Raw genomic sequence first — 15771 nt, forward strand, 5'->3', positions numbered from 1 at the left:
AAAAACCGTGCTAATTCCGTACGAAGCGCAGCTGCCGCGGAGCAGCGCCCGCCATCTCAACGCGCCCCCAGCACCTGCGCCGCAGCGCGGTCGTTGGCTTCGGCGGTCTGCAGCATGCGCACCTGCATCTCGAACTGGCGGGCGAGCGAGATCATCTGCACCATCTGGTCGGCGACATTGACGTTGCTGCCTTCCAGGTAGCCGCCGGCGACCTGCACGTTCTCGTCCGCCGGCGCGGGCGCGCCGCCGGCGAGCCGGAACAGGCCGTCGTCGCCGCGCACCAGCTCGGCCTCGGGCGGATTCACCAGCTTGAGCTGGGCGACGACATTGACGATGTTGCCGTTCGGATCGATCGACGACACCGAGCCGTCGCGGCCGATGACGATCTCGGTGTCGGGCGGCAGCGCGATCGGCCCGCCGTCGCCGATCACCGGCAGGCCCTCGCGGGTCTGCAGGATGCCGGCCGGGCTCAGCGCCAGGCTGCCGTTGCGGGTGTAGGCCTCGCTGCCGTCGGGCAGCCGCACGGCCAGCCAGCCCTTGCCCTCCACCGCCACGTCGTAGGGCCGCCCGGTGTATTGGATCGGCCCCGGGGTGAAGTCGTTGGCGATGCTGGCATCGACCGCGAACGAGCGGCTGCGGAAGGCCTCGGTCTGGATTTCCACCCCGCGCAGCTTGTGCATCTGCGCACGAAAGCCGGTGGACGAGGCGTTGGCGATGTTGTTCGACACCGCCGCCTGCTGGTTCATCGTGCCGGTGGCGCCGGTCATCGCGGTGTAGATCACCCGATCCATGTTCTGTTCTCCCTATCCTGCAAACCCGGAACGGCGCCCTGCCCTCATCAGCGCAGGTTGACCAGCGTCTGCAGGATCTGGTCCTGCGTGCGGATCGACTGGGCGTTGGCCTGGTAGTTGCGCTGCTGGATGATCATCTGCACCAGTTCCTGGGTGAGGTCGACGTTGGATTCCTCGACCTGGCCGGCGGAGATGACGCCGTTCATGCCGTTGCCCGGCGTGCCGCGCGCGAAACCGCCGGACTCGGGCGTCTCGACCCAGTAGTTGTTGCCGATGGGCGACAAGCCGTTGTTGTTGCGCACGGTGGTCAGGTTGACGATGCCGATGTCCTTGGAAACGCCGTTGGTGTAGCGCGCCTGGATGACGCCGTTGCGGCTGATCGCCAGACCGGCGATCTCGCCCGGCGCAGCGCCGTTCTGCACCAATTCACGCGGCTTGGATTCGCCGCCGAACTGCGTGATCGAGTTCATCGCCAGCGTGGCCTCGCTCGGGTTGACCGCGTCCGTGCCGAGCAGGGCGCTGAACACCGAGCCATTGGTCGGCGGCGTGACGGCCGCCGTCGCATGCGGCGTGACCTCGGCGACCCGGCCCAGGCCGTCGAAGCCGAGCGTGGAGTTGTGGGTAAGCGTGCCCGGATCGTTGTCGACGACGGTGTAGACATCCCACTCGCTGTAGCTGGGCGGCGCCGTCGTGGTATCGACGACGTCGGTGCGCCGGGCGAAATAGAAGGACAAGGTGTGTTCCTTGCCCAGGGTGTCGAAGATCTTTATTCCAGTGGAATAGGTATAGGTCAGGGGGTCGCTCGGATCGAGCGGCATCGCGGCACCGTCGATCGTTTCCGCATCCGCGCTCAGGTTCAGGTTCAGGCTCATTTCCGTCGTCTGCACGGCGCCGATGCCCGACGCAGGCACGATCAGCGGACGGAAGCTATCCACCGAGGAAGTCGCCGGCGCCGCGACGTCGCCCGACACCGGATCGACCGTCTGGTAGCCCATCAGCCTGTCGCCCAGCGCGGTGATGATGTAGCCCTGCTTGTTGATGTCGAACTGGCCGTTGCGGGTCAGCGCGTAGCCGCCGTTCTGCAGTTCGATCTCGAAGAAGCCGTTGCCGTTGATCGCCATGTCCAGCGGGTTGCTGGTGGTGGTGACGTTGCCCTGGGTGAAGGCCTGGCGCACCGCCTGCACCGCGCTGCCGATGCCGATCTGGATTTTCGACACCGCGCCGGTCAGCGACGAGGCATAGGCGTCCGCGAATACCGTGCCGGAATTCTTGAAGCCCACGGTGCTGGCGTTGGCGACGTTGTTGGAAATGACGTCGAGCGCCTTGGAGGAAGAACTCAGGCCGCTGAGGCCTTGCTGGAATGCCATGATCGCTGCTCCGGATCAAAGAATCTGCTTGATGTCGTCGAGCTTGAACAGACCGAGGTCGCCGACCTGCAGGTCGGCGCCCCTGGGACCGCGCACGACGCTGGTCACGGGCCCGAACTGCAGCGTGCGCCCCTGCACCTTCTCGTCGCCGAGAGTCGCGGACAACGACAGGGTGTAGACGCCGTCGGCGGCGCGCGAGCCGTCTTCCGCGGTGCCGTCCCAGATGAAGTTGTGGCTGCCGGCCTCGATGCTGTCGAACACCATCTGCTTGACCGGCAGGCCCGAGCTGTCGGTCACCGTCAGCGTCACGCGGTCGGCCGGCCCGTCGATCTCGAAACCGCCGATGCCGCCCGCTTCGGTCAGCACCATCTGCTGGCCTTCCACCAGCACGCCGCGCCCGATCAGGGCCGCAGCGTTGATGCCCTCGTTCGAGGCCTGCGAATCGAAGAAGGACTGGACCATCTTGTTGAGCCGCTCGATGCCATCGACCGTGCTCATCTGCGCGAGCTGGGAAGTCAGCTCGGCGTTTTCCATCGGGTTCATCGGGTCCTGGTTGCGAAGCTGGGTGGTCAGCAGCTTGAGGAAACGCCCCTGCATGTCCTCTTCCGCCTTCTGCACGGGTTCGCTGCGTGCCAGCTTGGACAGCACGTTTTCCGTTGTCACATCGTTCGAGACGGTGCTCATGAATCTCTCCTGCTACGGCATCATTTGCCGGACAGCGCTCACTGTCCGATCTGCAAGGTACGCTGTAGCAATGTCCGTGCCGTGTTCATGATCTCGGCGTTGTTCTGGTAGGAGCGCGAGGCCGAGATCATGTTCACCATCTCCTCGGCCACGTTCACATTGGGCATTTCGACATAGCCGTCGGCATTGGCCGCCGGGTTGTTCGGCTCGTACACCATCCGCATCGGCGCGGCGCTGTCGACGATCTGCGTCACTTGCACGCCGACCGCCGCCGGCCCGGCCATCTGCCGGGCGGCAAAGACGACCTGCTTGGCGCGGTAAGGCTCGCCGGTCTCGGTGGTGACGCTGTCGGCGTTGGCGAGGTTGGAGGCGGTGGTGTTGAGCCGCAGCGACTGCGCGTTGAGCGCCGAGCCGGCGATCTGGAAGACGTTGAGCATGCTCATGATGGAATTCCTTACTGGCCGGTGAGCGCGGTGTTCATCGAGCGCAGCATGCCGTTGATGAAGGTCAGGCTCGCCTCGTAGCGCAGCGCGTTCTCGGCGAAGGCCGCACGCTCGACGTCCATGTTGACGGTGTTGCCGTCGACCGCGGACTGCAGCTCGGTGCGGTATCTGGAGAAGGCATCGGCCCCGAGCGCCGCGCCGCCGGCGATATGGCCCTGGTGCGTGATGTCGAGCGCGACGCCGCCCAGGCCGCCCCCTGGCGCCTTGCCCAGCGCATTGTCGAGCGCGGCACGGAAATCGATGTCGCGCGCCTTGTAGTGCGGCGTGTCGGCGTTGGCGATGTTCGACGCCAGCAATTCCTGGCGGTGGGCCTGGAGATTGAGCGCCGCCTGATGGAAGCGCATCTGGTTGTCCAGCAGGGTTTTCATCGCCTTACCTCTCGAATGCGGCCGGCACGTTCCCCGGCGGGGACGCGACGGATCACGGGCCAGCATGATTGCCCAAAGAACAGGCAGCTTTCATGCCAGCGATGGTAAGCCCCGCCCCGCAGCCGCCCTCGCCCGATAAGGCGGCGGAAAACCGCCCAAATCTGCCGCTTGCCGGCCCCGCCGGCAAAACCTGCCGCGGGCACTTGCCGCCCGCTGCCCCTTCCGCCAGCTTGCCTCCACGCCGGAGGCATGCTGCAATCCGCCCATGAATCGCCTGCTCCCCGGCCCGGCCGCTCTCCGCACCATCAGCCCGTCCCGTTTCCTTCGCGCAGGCCTGCTGTCACTGGCCCTGCTTGCGTCCTTCAGCCCTTCCCCCGCCGCCGCCCGACAGCCGCCCGAGGCCGTCGAGGCAGCGGTACGCAGCCTGCTGGAACGGGAAACCCTGGGCCAGCCCGGCGAAGTCCGGATCAACGTGCGCGCCTTCGATCCGGCCAACCAGTTGCCGCCCTGCGCGGCGCTCGAAGCTTTTCTCCAGCCCGGCACCCGCGCCTGGGGACAGATCACCGTCGGCGTCCGCTGCGACGCCCCCACGGCATGGACGGCATGGGCACAGGCCACGGTGCAGGTCTTCGGCCCCTATCTCGTCACCACCCGCGCGTTGCGCTCGGCCGAGGTGATCGGCGAAGCCGACGTCGAAGTCCGCGAAGGCGAGCTCAGCGCCCTGCCCGACAACGTGCTGTCCGCGCCCGAGCAGGCCGTCGGCCACGTCACCCGCTTCGCGCAGGCGGCGGGCGCGCCGCTGCGGGCGGGCAGCCTGCGCCAGGCGGATGCCGTGCGCCGCGGGCAGACAGTGCTGGTGACGACGCGCGGCCCCGGCTTCACGGTGTCGGGCGAAGGCCAGGCCCTGAACGGCGCCGCAGCCGGCGAACGTATCCGCATCCGTCTCGGCAACGGCCAGATCGTGCAAGGCCTGGTGCGGCCGGATGGCACGGTCGATGTCGACTTCTAGATCACAAGCGCTTGTGGCAAGGCGTGAAATAAATCACTAAAGTTTCACGAAACGCGGCCGTCTACCCATTCGTGTCGATGCGTTTCCGGAGAACAACATGAAAATCGAGAGCACGGGCAAGGCCTATGTCCCGTCGCAGGTGCAGGATGCCCGCACGCCTGCGCAGCGCAGCAATGCCCCGGCCCAGTCCGGCGGCGACAGCGTGCAGCTTTCCCCGCTGGCCACGCTGATGAAGAAGGCGGAAAGCGCGATTTCCGAATCGCCCGAAATCGATCAGAAGCGCGTGGATGAAATCCGCCAGGCAATCTCGGAAGGCCGCTTCAAGATCGACGCCAACCGCATCGCCGACGGCCTGATCGCCAGCGTCCGGGACATGCTCGAGTCGCGCGGTTGAACCATCGGACGGCAACGGCGGTAAGATTCGGCTCCGCATGCACCGACCCGCGCAGGACACGATGAACCAGCCCGCCCCCCCCACCGCCGACCAGCAGCGCCTCGCCCTGCTGATCGAGGCCGAATCGATGCAGCTCGGCGAATTCCTCGCCATCCTCGACCGCGAGGAAGGCCTGCTCGTGCAGGGCAATACCGACGCACTGATAAACATCGCCAACGAGAAGAACGAGCGCTACCGCCAGCTCCAGCACCTGCACGACGAACGCACGCGGCTGCTGGTGCGCATGGGCCATGGCGTCTCCGACGCCGCCATCCGCAAGGTCTGCGCAAATCTGCCGCGCGTGCTCGCACGCTGGGACGAAGTCATCGCCCGGGCGCGCCAGGCGCGCGATCGCAACGCGCTGAACGGCCAGCTCATCCTCGAACGTATGTCCGGCAACCAGGCCGCGCTGACGGTGCTGCTGTCCGCCGCCAACCATCCGCAACTGTACGATGCCGACGGCCTCGCCAAGCCCACCGGCGGCGGCCGCATCCTCGGCAGCGCCTGATATCTCGCGCCCGCGACCGTGCGCCGGCTCCCGCGCCTGAACATTCATCCAGTATCCGGCTCTGCTATCCTTGCGCCCTTCGTGAAACCGGACGGGCCCGCAGCATGGCTGGCAAGCAAGACACTCCCAAGCAATACGACGAATCCTCCTTCCGCGTCCTGAAGGGACTGGAGCCGGTGCGCGAGCGCCCCGGCATGTACACCCGCACCGACAGCCCGGCGCACATCATCCAGGAAGTCATCGACAACGCCGCCGACGAGGCGCTGGCCGGCTTCGCGAAGAAGATCCACGTCAGCCTGCACCTGGACGGCTCGGTCACCGTTGCCGACGACGGCCGCGGCATCCCGGTCGGCCTGCACCCGGAGGAAGGCGTGCCGGTGGTGGTGCTGGCCTATACCCGGCTGCACGCCGGCGGCAAGTTCGACAAGCGCGAAGGCAACTCGGCCTATGCCTTCTCGGGCGGCCTGCACGGCGTCGGCGTGTCGGTCACCAATGCGCTGTCGACCCGCATCGAAGTCGAGATCAGACGCGACGGCAAGATCCACCGCATCGACTTCGCCAACGGCGGCGAGGACATCGGCGCCGTCCGCATCGAAGGCGACTGCGGCCGCCAGAGCGGCACCCGCGTGCGCGTGTGGCCGGACGCGAAATACTTCGAATCGCCGCGCGTGCCGATGCACGAACTCGAACGCCTGCTGCGCTCCAAGGCCGTGCTGCTGTCCGGCGTGTCGGTGCGGCTCGACGTCGAGCAGGCCGGCGGCGGCATGCAGAGCAAGACCTGGACTTATCCCGAAGGCCTGGCCGGCTACCTGAAGGAACTTGCCGGCGACATCGACGCGGTCGCGCCGATCTTCACCGCCGAGAAATACGCCGGCAAGGACGACAGCAGCTTCGCCCCCGGCGAAGGCGCGGCCTGGGCGCTGGCCTGGTTCGAATCCGCGGTGCCGAGCGAGTCCTACGTCAACCTGATCCCGACCGTCAATGGCGGCACCCACGAGTCCGGCCTGCGCGCCGGCGTGTTCGAGGCGATGAAGTCCTTCATCGACCACCACACCCTGCTGCCGCGCGGCGTCAAGCTACAGCAGGAAGACGTGTGCGGGCGCATGAGCTTCGTGCTGTCGGCCCGCCTGCTCGACCCGCAGTTCCAGGGCCAGGTGAAGGAAAAGCTCAACTCGCGCGAGGCGGTCAAGCTCGTCTCCAGCCAGTTGCGCGACCCCTTCGAGATCTGGCTCAACAACCACGTCGACGCCGGCAAGGCCATCGCCGAACTGTCGATCAAGCAGGCCCTGGCGCGGCAGAAGAGCGCGCAGAAAGTCGAGAAGAAGAAAACTTCGGGCGTCGCCGTGCTGCCGGGCAAGCTGTCGGACTGCGAATCCGAGGACATCGCCGACAACGAGCTCTTCCTGGTCGAAGGCGACTCCGCCGGCGGCTCAGCCAAGATGGCGCGCAACAAGGAGACCCAGGCCATCCTGCCGCTGCGTGGCAAGGTGCAGAACGCGTGGGAAATCGACCCCGACCGCCTGTTCGCCAATGCCGAGATCCACGACATCGCCGTCGCCCTGGGTGTGGACGCGCACAAGGCCGACAGCGAGGTCGACCTTTCGGGCCTGCGCTACGGCAAGGTCGTCATCATGTCCGACGCCGACGTCGACGGCGCCCACATCCAGACCCTGCTGCTGACCCTGTTCTTCCGCCACTTCCCCAAGCTGATCGAAAGCGGCCACGTATACGTGGCGCAGCCGCCGCTGTACCGCGTCGACGTCCCCGCCCAGGGCAAGAAGCGCCCGCCGCGCCGCCTGTACGCGCTGGACGAAGGCGAACTCACCGCCATCCGCGACCGCCTGGAGCAGGAAGGCTTCCGCCCCGACGCCATCGAGATCGGCCGCTTCAAGGGCCTGGGCGAAATGAACCCCGACCAACTGCGCGAAACCACCATGGATCCCGCCACCCGCCGCGTGCTGCCGGTCAAGGTGCGCGGCGGTGCACTGCAGGACACGCTGAAGATGTTCACGCTGCTGATGGGCAAGGGCGAAGCTTCGAGCCGGCGGGCCTGGATGGAGGAAAAGGGCGACAGCGTCGAAGCGGACATCTGAGCCCCGCAGGCGGCGGACGGAGAAACCGTTCTCCCTGCCCCGGAATCTATCGATGATATATACTCCATCCAGCATCGTCCGGCAGGAGAAAACGTCATGGATACCGCCAAGCTCTTCATCAATGGCCGCAGCCAGGCTGTCCGCCTGCCCAAGGAATACCGCTTCGACGGCGACGAGGTGATGGTCAAGCGCGTGGGCGATGCCGTCGTGCTGCTGCCGCGCCATGGCTGGCGAACCCTGTTCGATGCGCTCGACCAGTTCGAGCCCGGCTTCGAGCTGGTGCGCGAGCAGCCGCCGCCGCAGCAACGCGAGGCGATCGCGCCATGAGGTACATGCTCGACACCAACATCTGCATCTACCTGATCAACCACCGCCCGGCCCACGTCCGCCATCGCTTCGAAGCGCACCCCATCGGCGACATCGGCATCTCGGTCATCACCGCCTGCGAACTGGCCTACGGCGTCGCCAAAAGCGATTCGGCGCGCAACCGCGCAGCGCTGGAGGCCTTCCTGCTGCCGCTCGACATCGCCCCCTTCGACGAAGCAGCGGTATGGAAATATGCCATCCTGCGCGCCGAACTGGAACGCAGCGGCGCCCCCATCGGCTCGCTCGACACCCAGATCGCCGCCCATGCGCTCGCGCTGGACTGCACCCTGGTCACCAACAACACGCGCGAATTCGCCCGCATCGGCGGACTCAGGGCCGAAAACTGGGCCGAACCGCTGCTGCATGAGCCGGCAGCGCCGTGGCCTGCAGCATCGTGAGCCCCCGACGAATCCTCTACCGCGCCTCTCCCAGGGCTGGATCGAGCAGCAATTCGGTCTCCAGCGTCACATGCGACAACTCGTGGATATGGGCAAGCATCGCCTTGTAGGTCTGCGAGTCCTTCGGCGCGACCGAGGCCAGCGAGATGATCGCCGCGAAGTGGCCTGGCCCCACCTGCCAGACGTGGATGTCGGTGATTCTGTCGCCGGTGGCGGCGAGCGCTTCCCGTATCTCTTCGCGCACCTCCTCCCCTTCGGGCACCGCATCCAGCAGCACGCTGCCCGCGTCGCGGATCAGACCCCATGACCAGCGGCCGATGACCAGCGCGCCGACCACGCCCATCAACGGATCGGCCCACAGCCAGCCATAGCTGCGGCCAAGCAGCAGCGCGACGATGGCCAGCACCGAAGTCAGCGCATCGGCCAGCACGTGCATGTAGGCCGCGCGCAGATTGTTGTCGGGCGTATGGCCGTGGTGGTGATGGCCATGCCCGTCGTCATGGTGGTGCGCATGGCCATGTCCGTGATGGTGATGATGCGTATGGTCATCCTTCAGTAGCCAGGCCGACACCAGATTGACGATCAGGCCCAGCACCGCGACCAGGATCGCCTGGTTGAAGCTGATCGGCACCGGATCGGCCAGCCGCGACAGGCTCTCCCAGCCAACCAGCAGCGCAACCAGCGCCAGCACCACCGCGCTGGCGAAGCCGGCGAGGTCGCCCAGCTTGCCGGTGCCGAAGGTGAAGCGGGCATTGCGCGCATGGCGTCTGGCGTAGGAATAGGCCAGCGCGGTGATCAGCAAGGCACCGGCATGGGTGGACATGTGCCAGCCATCGGCAACCAAGGCCATCGAGCCATATATCGTCCCGGCCACGATCTCCGCCACCATCATCGCCGCCGTCAGCGCGATCACCAGCCACACCCGCCGCTCGTTGCGATGGTGATCGCGGCCGAGGAAAACGTGCTCATGGGACGGCTGGAAATTCCCCGCCGCCGCTGCATTCGGATGCGTGCTCATTTCAGGTAGGTCCGGATGACGTCGATCATTTCCTGTCCGCCTGCGCGGCGCTCATCCTCGCTTGCGGGTTCGATGACGTGCTCCTGCAGGTGGCCTTCCATCACTTCCGCGGTCAGCCCGGTCAGCGCACCACGCGCCGACGCGAGTTGCCGCAGGACCTCGCCGCACGAGGTCTCCGCCTCCAGCGCCCGCTCGACGCCATCGAGCTGCCCCTTGATCCGCCTGATGCGGGCGATCAGCTTTTCCTTCTGGCGGATGGTGTGCGACATGGCCGGTTCCGTCGTGACTATAGTATAGGGGGCTATACTAAACCAAGCTTCACCCTATCGCCACAGACGGGCCTGTCCGGCTATCTCGAATCCAGGAATGGCAATCGGCCTGCTGCCGGCCACAATCGCCGGCGCCGCCTGGCTGACCTTCCTGTACGCCTGAACATCGAGCCGCTGCATGCGGCCAGATCAGGAACGACTCGAGGTATCAGCCTGCAAGAGCAACAGCGAACTCTGGAAATGCCTTGAGTATTTTCCTGTCCATCGTCACCAGCTTCACATCGAAACGCCTGGCCAATGCAACGAACTCGCAGTCACAGGCCGAGCAAGCGCTGTCACGGACCAGATCCAGCACGTCGTGCGAGAGCACCTCGAATTCGAATCCTGCCATCAAGGCTTCGGCTTCCGCCTGCAAACTGCAGACCTGCTCAAAAGTCAGCATCCCGCGACGGAGGTATCCCGCCAGGATGTTCCGGAACTCGCTTCGCCACAGTGGCGGAGCGGCCCATTCGGGCTCCCGTTCCAGCAAGGCTTCCGCAGCCTCGGTCAAGTCTCCGGGCAGATACAGGTATGCCAGGACATTGCTGTCGACGACGATCATTTGCGCCCCGCGCGCTTGGCCTCGTCGATGTCCTTCGCGCTGAACTGCCCTTGCGGCAAACCGGCGCGAAGCTCGCGAGCGCGGGCCAGCCTGTCGTGAGACACAGCTCGGTTCGGCAACAGCACGGACTCCAGACATACGATGGCTTCGTTGTTCAGACTGCGGCGATGCAGCTCCGCGGCAGCCTTCAGACGCTCGTACACCGCGTCCGGAATGTTCTTCAGCGTAAGGGAAACCGGCATGTCAGCCTCCGTCAATAAAACCAGAATGGTTCCATTCTGGTTTATCGAAGCAGCAAGTTCAAGCATATGCCTCATCCCGGCCTGATCACCTTTCGCCTCGATCGCCAGCCACTCCCGTGTATCCGCGCATCGGCTCGCACCCAGGCGCGTGCTCGGGGTAAGATCGCCCCCTTTCGCAGCAGCAGCGGCCGCACATCCGGGGCCGCTTCGATCGATGAGCAACGACACTTCCGACCTGTTCGGCACGCCCGAACCGTCCGCCGACGCCGGCCTGGCGCCCCCCCCTGCCCCGCCCGCCGCGCCTGAACCGGCAGAAGAGGACGACGGCACCCTGGCGCTCGACCGCTATGCCGAGCGCGCCTATCTCGCCTACGCCATGAGCGTGGTGAAATCACGCGCACTGCCGCAGGTGGAGGACGGGCTGAAGCCGGTGCAACGCCGCATCCTGTACGCGATGAACGAGATGCGGCTGTCGCCCGGCTCCAAGCACGTGAAGTCGGCGCGCGTGGTCGGCGACGTGATCGGCAAATACCATCCGCACGGCGACAGCAGCGTCTACGACGCGATGGTGCGGGTGGCGCAGGACTTCTCGCTGCGTTATCCGCTGGTCGACGGCCAGGGCAACTTCGGTTCGCGCGACGGCGACTCCGCCGCGGCGATGCGCTACACCGAATGCCGCCTGACGCCGATCGCCGAACTGCTGCTGTCCGAGATCGACCGCGGCACGGTGGATTTCGTCCCCAACTACGACGGCGCCTTCGAGGAGCCGAAGCTGCTGCCGGCCCGCCTGCCCTTCGTGCTGCTCAACGGCGCCTCCGGCATCGCGGTGGGCATGGCCACCGAAATCCCGCCGCACAACCTGCGCGAAGTGGCCGAAGCCGCCTGCCACCTGATCCGCAATCCGGAAGCGACGCTCGACGAAGTGCTCGGCATCATCCCCGGGCCGGACTTCCCCGGCGGCGGCCAGCTCATTTCCTCGCCCGAGGCGATCCGCGACGCCTACGCCTCCGGTCGCGGCAGCCTGCGCCTGCGCGCGCGCTGGAAGATCGAGGAACTCGCCCGCAACCAGTGGCGGGTGATCGTCGAGGAGCTGCCGCACGGCGTGTCGGCCGCGCAGGTGCTGTCCGAGATCGAGACCCTGACCAACCCGCAGCCGCGTGCCGGCAAGAAGGACGTCTCGCAGGAGCAGAAGAACCTCAAGCAGCTCGTACTCGGCGTGCTCGACACCGTGCGCGACGAATCCAGCGACAAGGCGCCGGTGCGCATCGTGCTGGAACCCAAGTCCAGCCGCCAGAGCCGCGACGAATTCATGGCGGTGCTGCTGGCCCACACCAGCCTGGAGACCTCGGCCTCGGTCAACATGACGATGATCGGCCGCGATGGCCGGCCGCAGCAGAAGAACCTGGTGCAGGTCCTGCAGGAATGGATCGACTTCCGCTACGTCACCATCGAACGCCGCACCCGCCACCGCCTGGACGAAGTCGACCGCCGCATCCACATCCTCGAAGGCCGCATGATCGCCTTCCTGCACATCGAGGAAGTGATCCGCGTGATCCGCGAGTCGGACGAACCCAAGCCGGCGCTGATCGCCGCCTTCGGCCTGTCCGAGACGCAGGCCGAGGACATCCTGGAAATCCGCCTGCGCCAGCTCGCGCGCCTGGAAGGCTTCAAGATCGAAAAGGAGCTGGCCGAACTGCGCGACGAACGCGACGGCCTGCAGCACATCCTCGACAGCCGCCCGGCGATGACCCGCCTGATCCTGAAGGAAATCCAGGCCGACGCGAAGAAATACGGCGACGACCGCCGCACCCTGGTCGAAGCCGTCGCCGCGGTGGCGCCGGCCGAGATCGCGGTACCGGACGAACCCGTCACCGTGATCGTGTCGAAGAACGGCTGGGTACGCTCGCGCCAGGGCCACGGCATCGACCCCGCCGGCATCGGCTACAAGGCCGGCGACTTCGGCTTCGCCGTGATCGAGACGCGCACCACCTGGCCGCTGATCGTCATCGACGCCAACGGCCGCGCCTACACGATCAAGGTGTCCGAACTGCCCGGCGGACGCGGCGACGGCGTGCCGATCACCACGCTGGTGGAGTTCCAGGACGGCGGCAAGCTGGCGCAGGTCCTCAGCGATGCGCCCGAGACGGTCTGGCTGTTCGCCAACAGCGGTGGCTATGGCTTCCAGTGCAGCGTCGGCGACGCCAGCAGCCGCCAGCGTGCCGGCAAGGCTTTCATGAACCTTGAAAAGGGCGAGAAGGTGTTGCCACCGGCCAAGGCCCACGGCGACTGGATCGCCGCCGCGTCGGAAAACGGCCGCCTGCTGGTCTTCCCCCGCCCCGAGATGAAGACCCAGAGCGGCGGCCGCGGCGTGATCGTGATGGCGCTGGACGAAGGCGAGGCGCTGGCCGCCGTCGCCGTGCCGGCCGACGACGCGGTGCTGACCGTCGAAGGCAGCGGCCGTGGCGGCAGAGCGGTCGCCATCGAACTGAAGCCCGCCCAGCGCGAACCGCTGCGCCACCGCCGTGCGCGCAAGGGGGCGCCGCTGACGCCGAAGGTGAAGCCGGAAAAGATGCGCTGAGAAGCCTTAATCGGCGGGGGCTGCTTCCGCAGCGGCATCTGCCGACGCAGCAGCCCCGGTATCGACCTCTCCCGGCAGGATCGAGCGGATCGGGTCGTCGGGCGACATGCGCGTCGGCCCGACCGGTGTCGGTTCGACGTCGCGCGCTTCCAGCAGGATCGTAACGCGGCGGTTGCGGCCCCTGCCCTCTTCGCTGGCGTTGTCCGCCACCGGGCGCTGGTCGGCATAGCCGGCGACGCTTAGGCGGCCGGGCAGCACGCCGCTGTCGACAAACAGGCGCGCCACACTCGAAGCACGCACTGCCGACAGTTCCCAGTTCGACGGAAAGCGCCAGGAACCGATCGGCGTGCTGTCGGTATGGCCTTCGATGGTGATCGGGAATATCGAGGCCGCCAGCACCTGCGCCACCGCGCGCAGGGCCTCAGCCGCGGGCGCACTCAGCGCGGCGTCGCCGGGGGCGAACAGCAGCGCGGCATTGATCTCGATGCTAATGCCGAACGCACCTTCGGACACATTGACTTCGCCGGTCTGCGCCAGTGCGCCCATCGCGCGGCGGATTTCCTCGGCCATGCCACGCATCTGCGCGGTGGTCTGCCTGCGGCGGGCCTCGGCCGCCTCCTGCAGCTCGGCGTTCGCCGGCGGCGCCGGCCTGACGACCGGCGCCATCGCCACCGGCGGCACGATGAACTGCTCGCCCCTGTCGGTGATGCTGAGACTGCGGAAGGCCTGGACGATCGAGTCCGACACGACGCGGTACTTGCCCTCGTTGATCGAGGACAGCGAATACATCACGACGAAGAAGGCGAACAGCAGCGTGATGAAGTCGGCGTAGGACACGAGCCAGCGCTCGTGGTTGTCGTGTTCTTCCGCCTGTCTGCGTCTGCGCGCCATGGCCTGCGGCTAGACCACGTAGCCCTGCATGCGGCTGGCGATGATGCGCGGGTTCTCGCCGTTGGCGATGCCGACGATGCCGTCGACGAACATCTCGCGCTGCGTCACCAGCACGCCGATCTGCGCCGCCAGCTTTTTGGCGATCGGCAGGAACACCAGGTTGGCGAAGCCCACGCCGTAGATGGTGGCGACGAAGGCGACGGCGATGCCCGCGCCCAGCCGCGAAGGATCGGACAGGTTCTCCATGACGTGGATCAGCCCCATCACCGCGCCGAGGATGCCGATGGTCGGCGCATAGCCGCCGGCCGCTTCCCAGATTCTGGTCGATTGCCGCATCCGGGCCTCCCAGGCGTCGATCTCCACTTCGAGCACTTCCCGCAGGCGCACCGGATCGACGCCATCGACCAGCAGTTGCAGCCCCTTGCGCATGAAGGGGTCCGGCAGGCTGCCGATGTGGTTCTCGAGCACCAGCAGGCCGTCCTTGCGCGCGATCTGGCCCCAATTGACGACCTGGTCGATCATGCGCGACGGATTGGTCACCGGTGGCACGAACACCCAGCGCGCCATGCGCACGCCATCGACGAAGATGCGCAGCGGACTCTGCAGCATCACCGCGCCCAGCGTGCCGCCGATGACGATGAAGAAGGCCGTCGGCTGCAGCAGCGAGGATACGTGCCCGCCTTCGAGCACCTGCCCGCCGACGATCGCGGCAAGCCCCAGCGCGAGGCCGAAGACACTGATCCTATCCATGACGCAGTCCGGGTATCGTCATCGGGCGCTCGTCAGGTCTGCTGCTTCTTGGGCGGCCGGCCGCGCCGCGCGGCCGCCGGCGCGTCGCCGCCGAACACCGACGAGCGCAGCCGCGCCACCGCCTGGCTGTGGAGCTGGCAGACCCGCGACTCGGTCACGCCGAGCACGGCGCCGATCTCGCGCAGGTTCAGTTCCTCGTCGTAGTAGAGCGCCATCACCAGTTGCTCGCGCTCGGGCAGCACCTGGATCGCCGACACCAGCCGCCGGCGCATGTCGGCATCTTCCAGCAGATCGAGCGGGTTGGCATCCTGCTGCGCGAGATGGCGTTCGAGGAAATCGTCGTTCCGATCCTGGCCGAAATCCTCGAAATACACCAATTGGTACCCACGCGCTTCCTGCAGCATGTGCTGGTACTCGGCCAGCGGCACGCCGAGCGACTCCGCCAGTTCGCCTTCGGTCGGCGCCCGTCCGTATTCCTGCTCGAGCATGTGGATGGCGGATTCGATGCGCCGCATGTCGCGCCGCAGGCTGCGCGGCAGCCAGTCCGCTTCGCGCAGGCCGTCAAGCATGGCGCCGCGGATGCGCTGCACGGCATAGGTTTCGAACTGTGCGCCGAGGCCGTCCTCGTAGCGGCCGATGGCATCGAGCAGACCCATCATGCCGTTCTGGATCAGGTCGTCGACTTCGACGCTGGCCGGCAGCCTGGCCATGAGCTGGTAGGCGATGCGCTTGACCAGCGGCGCATAAGCTTCGACCAGATGGGCCTTGTCGAGATTACCTTGGGCGTCGTACATCCATTGGGCCTGTATTTTCCTGCGGCGCGATCCGGCCGGCATACCTGGACGGGAAGTGGATTGCCGGCATTCTCCCGCACTGTCACAGGCATTACCAGCGGGATACAT

Annotated in this window: 19 protein-coding genes; 7 read left to right on the top strand and 12 right to left on the bottom strand. The window is 66.7% G+C overall.

All coding sequences use genetic code 11. The features are described 5' to 3' along the window. Window positions 1-56 precede the first annotated feature (56 nt). The 5 genes from flgF to flgB are packed head-to-tail and all read right to left on the bottom strand — an operon-like array spanning window position 57 to window position 3713. Window positions 57-791: a flagellar basal-body rod protein FlgF gene (gene flgF / locus ACNQFN_RS14505; protein ID WP_418646838.1), complete on the bottom strand. Its 735-nt coding sequence runs from the start codon at window positions 789-791 to the stop codon at window positions 57-59. Window positions 792-838: 47 nt separating this feature from the next. Further along, on the bottom strand, window positions 839-2158 hold the full coding sequence (gene flgE, locus ACNQFN_RS14510) for a flagellar hook protein FlgE (protein ID WP_418646839.1): 1320 nt from the start codon (window positions 2156-2158) through the stop codon (window positions 839-841). A 15-nt stretch (window positions 2159-2173) separates the two neighbouring features. Then, a complete protein-coding gene (locus ACNQFN_RS14515; RefSeq protein ID WP_418646840.1) occupies window positions 2174-2842 on the bottom strand; it encodes a flagellar hook assembly protein FlgD in 669 nt (222 codons plus the stop codon). Between the two features lie 38 nt (window positions 2843-2880). Continuing rightward, window positions 2881-3285 carry a flagellar basal body rod protein FlgC gene (gene flgC / locus ACNQFN_RS14520; protein WP_263460141.1) on the bottom strand — a complete coding sequence of 135 codons (405 nt, stop codon included), beginning with the start codon at window positions 3283-3285 and terminating at the stop codon, window positions 2881-2883. Between the two features lie 11 nt (window positions 3286-3296). Next, the gene (gene flgB / locus ACNQFN_RS14525) at window positions 3297-3713 is read right to left on the bottom strand and encodes a flagellar basal body rod protein FlgB (RefSeq protein WP_418646841.1); all 417 of its coding nucleotides are present in this window, start codon (window positions 3711-3713) and stop codon (window positions 3297-3299) included. A 265-nt stretch (window positions 3714-3978) separates the two neighbouring features. Between flgB and flgA the strand changes: the two genes are divergently transcribed. The 6 genes from flgA (at window position 3979) to vapC (ending at window position 8520) form a co-directional block, all read left to right on the top strand. Continuing rightward, the gene (gene flgA / locus ACNQFN_RS14530; protein WP_418646842.1) at window positions 3979-4722 is read left to right on the top strand and encodes a flagellar basal body P-ring formation chaperone FlgA; all 744 of its coding nucleotides are present in this window, start codon (window positions 3979-3981) and stop codon (window positions 4720-4722) included. 97 nt (window positions 4723-4819) lie between these two features. Next, entirely contained in the window at window positions 4820-5116 is a 297-nt protein-coding gene (gene flgM / locus ACNQFN_RS14535) for a flagellar biosynthesis anti-sigma factor FlgM (RefSeq protein WP_418646843.1), read from the top strand. Window positions 5117-5177: 61 nt separating this feature from the next. Next, a complete protein-coding gene (locus tag ACNQFN_RS14540) occupies window positions 5178-5663 on the top strand; it encodes a flagella synthesis protein FlgN (RefSeq protein ID WP_418646844.1) in 486 nt (161 codons plus the stop codon). A 104-nt stretch (window positions 5664-5767) separates the two neighbouring features. Beyond that, window positions 5768-7756 (top strand): DNA topoisomerase IV subunit B, encoded by a 1989-nt coding sequence (locus ACNQFN_RS14545; protein ID WP_068636403.1) that lies wholly within the window; start codon window positions 5768-5770, stop codon window positions 7754-7756. A 96-nt stretch (window positions 7757-7852) separates the two neighbouring features. After that, complete coding sequence (locus ACNQFN_RS14550; RefSeq protein ID WP_068636404.1) at window positions 7853-8083, top strand: antitoxin; 231 nt, start codon at window positions 7853-7855, stop codon at window positions 8081-8083. Further along, window positions 8080-8520: a type II toxin-antitoxin system tRNA(fMet)-specific endonuclease VapC gene (vapC, locus tag ACNQFN_RS14555; RefSeq protein WP_068636405.1), complete on the top strand. Its 441-nt coding sequence runs from the start codon at window positions 8080-8082 to the stop codon at window positions 8518-8520. Before ACNQFN_RS14550 ends, vapC begins: the two co-directional genes overlap by 4 nt. Window positions 8521-8536: 16 nt before the next feature. Here the strand turns inward: vapC and dmeF are convergent, their stop codons facing one another. From dmeF to ACNQFN_RS14575, 4 genes are all read right to left on the bottom strand, one after another. Continuing rightward, entirely contained in the window at window positions 8537-9538 is a 1002-nt protein-coding gene (gene dmeF / locus ACNQFN_RS14560) for a CDF family Co(II)/Ni(II) efflux transporter DmeF (RefSeq protein ID WP_418646845.1), read from the bottom strand. Beyond that, entirely contained in the window at window positions 9535-9807 is a 273-nt protein-coding gene (locus ACNQFN_RS14565) for a metal/formaldehyde-sensitive transcriptional repressor (protein ID WP_418646846.1), read from the bottom strand. Before ACNQFN_RS14565 ends, dmeF begins: the two co-directional genes overlap by 4 nt. Window positions 9808-10015: 208 nt before the next feature. Beyond that, window positions 10016-10408, bottom strand: a complete 393-nt coding sequence (locus tag ACNQFN_RS14570; protein ID WP_068636408.1) for a type II toxin-antitoxin system VapC family toxin — start codon at window positions 10406-10408, stop codon at window positions 10016-10018. Next, window positions 10405-10716, bottom strand: a complete 312-nt coding sequence (locus ACNQFN_RS14575) for a FitA-like ribbon-helix-helix domain-containing protein (protein ID WP_245650885.1) — start codon at window positions 10714-10716, stop codon at window positions 10405-10407. The genes ACNQFN_RS14570 and ACNQFN_RS14575 overlap by 4 nt, the downstream gene beginning before the upstream one ends. A 148-nt stretch (window positions 10717-10864) precedes the next feature. On the opposite strand from ACNQFN_RS14575, the gene parC reads away from it, so the two are divergent. Further along, window positions 10865-13228, top strand: coding sequence for a DNA topoisomerase IV subunit A (gene parC / locus ACNQFN_RS14580; protein WP_418646847.1), 2364 nt, complete (start codon window positions 10865-10867; stop codon window positions 13226-13228). 6 nt (window positions 13229-13234) lie between these two features. On the opposite strand, the gene motD is transcribed toward parC, so the two are convergent. Genes motD through ACNQFN_RS14595 form a run of 3 tightly spaced genes read right to left on the bottom strand, consistent with a single transcriptional unit; the run spans window position 13235 to window position 15663 of the window. Next, entirely contained in the window at window positions 13235-14119 is an 885-nt protein-coding gene (motD, locus tag ACNQFN_RS14585; RefSeq protein ID WP_418646848.1) for a flagellar motor protein MotD, read from the bottom strand. Window positions 14120-14128: 9 nt separating this feature from the next. Then, a complete protein-coding gene (locus tag ACNQFN_RS14590) occupies window positions 14129-14869 on the bottom strand; it encodes a flagellar motor protein (RefSeq protein ID WP_068636411.1) in 741 nt (246 codons plus the stop codon). A gap of 32 nt (window positions 14870-14901) precedes the next feature. Continuing rightward, a complete protein-coding gene (locus ACNQFN_RS14595) occupies window positions 14902-15663 on the bottom strand; it encodes an RNA polymerase sigma factor FliA (protein WP_068636412.1) in 762 nt (253 codons plus the stop codon). Window positions 15664-15771: the final 108 nt, after the last annotated feature.

The organism is Thauera butanivorans, assembly GCF_048398245.1.
Taxonomy (GTDB): Bacteria; Pseudomonadota; Gammaproteobacteria; order Burkholderiales; family Rhodocyclaceae; genus Thauera; species Thauera butanivorans.

Bases quoted from the DNA above. Each gene is read 5' to 3' on its own strand.
- ACNQFN_RS14515 (WP_418646840.1), bottom strand. From the start codon at position 2,842: ATGAGCACCGTCTCGAACGATGTGACAACGGAAAACGTGCTGTCCAAG.
- flgF (WP_418646838.1), bottom strand. From the start codon at position 791: ATGGATCGGGTGATCTACACCGCGATGACCGGCGCCACCGGCACGATG.
- ACNQFN_RS14575 (WP_245650885.1), bottom strand. From the start codon at position 10,716: ATGCTTGAACTTGCTGCTTCGATAAACCAGAATGGAACCATTCTGGTT.
- flgA (WP_418646842.1), top strand. From the start codon at position 3,979: ATGAATCGCCTGCTCCCCGGCCCGGCCGCTCTCCGCACCATCAGCCCG.
- ACNQFN_RS14545 (WP_068636403.1), top strand. From the start codon at position 5,768: ATGGCTGGCAAGCAAGACACTCCCAAGCAATACGACGAATCCTCCTTC.
- ACNQFN_RS14565 (WP_418646846.1), bottom strand. From the start codon at position 9,807: ATGTCGCACACCATCCGCCAGAAGGAAAAGCTGATCGCCCGCATCAGG.
- parC (WP_418646847.1), top strand. From the start codon at position 10,865: ATGAGCAACGACACTTCCGACCTGTTCGGCACGCCCGAACCGTCCGCC.
- flgB (WP_418646841.1), bottom strand. From the start codon at position 3,713: ATGAAAACCCTGCTGGACAACCAGATGCGCTTCCATCAGGCGGCGCTC.
- flgM (WP_418646843.1), top strand. From the start codon at position 4,820: ATGAAAATCGAGAGCACGGGCAAGGCCTATGTCCCGTCGCAGGTGCAG.
- vapC (WP_068636405.1), top strand. From the start codon at position 8,080: ATGAGGTACATGCTCGACACCAACATCTGCATCTACCTGATCAACCAC.
- ACNQFN_RS14540 (WP_418646844.1), top strand. From the start codon at position 5,178: ATGAACCAGCCCGCCCCCCCCACCGCCGACCAGCAGCGCCTCGCCCTG.
- flgC (WP_263460141.1), bottom strand. From the start codon at position 3,285: ATGAGCATGCTCAACGTCTTCCAGATCGCCGGCTCGGCGCTCAACGCG.
- dmeF (WP_418646845.1), bottom strand. From the start codon at position 9,538: ATGAGCACGCATCCGAATGCAGCGGCGGCGGGGAATTTCCAGCCGTCC.
- ACNQFN_RS14590 (WP_068636411.1), bottom strand. From the start codon at position 14,869: ATGGATAGGATCAGTGTCTTCGGCCTCGCGCTGGGGCTTGCCGCGATC.
- motD (WP_418646848.1), bottom strand. From the start codon at position 14,119: ATGGCGCGCAGACGCAGACAGGCGGAAGAACACGACAACCACGAGCGC.
- ACNQFN_RS14570 (WP_068636408.1), bottom strand. From the start codon at position 10,408: ATGATCGTCGTCGACAGCAATGTCCTGGCATACCTGTATCTGCCCGGA.
- flgE (WP_418646839.1), bottom strand. From the start codon at position 2,158: ATGGCATTCCAGCAAGGCCTCAGCGGCCTGAGTTCTTCCTCCAAGGCG.
- ACNQFN_RS14550 (WP_068636404.1), top strand. From the start codon at position 7,853: ATGGATACCGCCAAGCTCTTCATCAATGGCCGCAGCCAGGCTGTCCGC.
- ACNQFN_RS14595 (WP_068636412.1), bottom strand. From the start codon at position 15,663: ATGTACGACGCCCAAGGTAATCTCGACAAGGCCCATCTGGTCGAAGCT.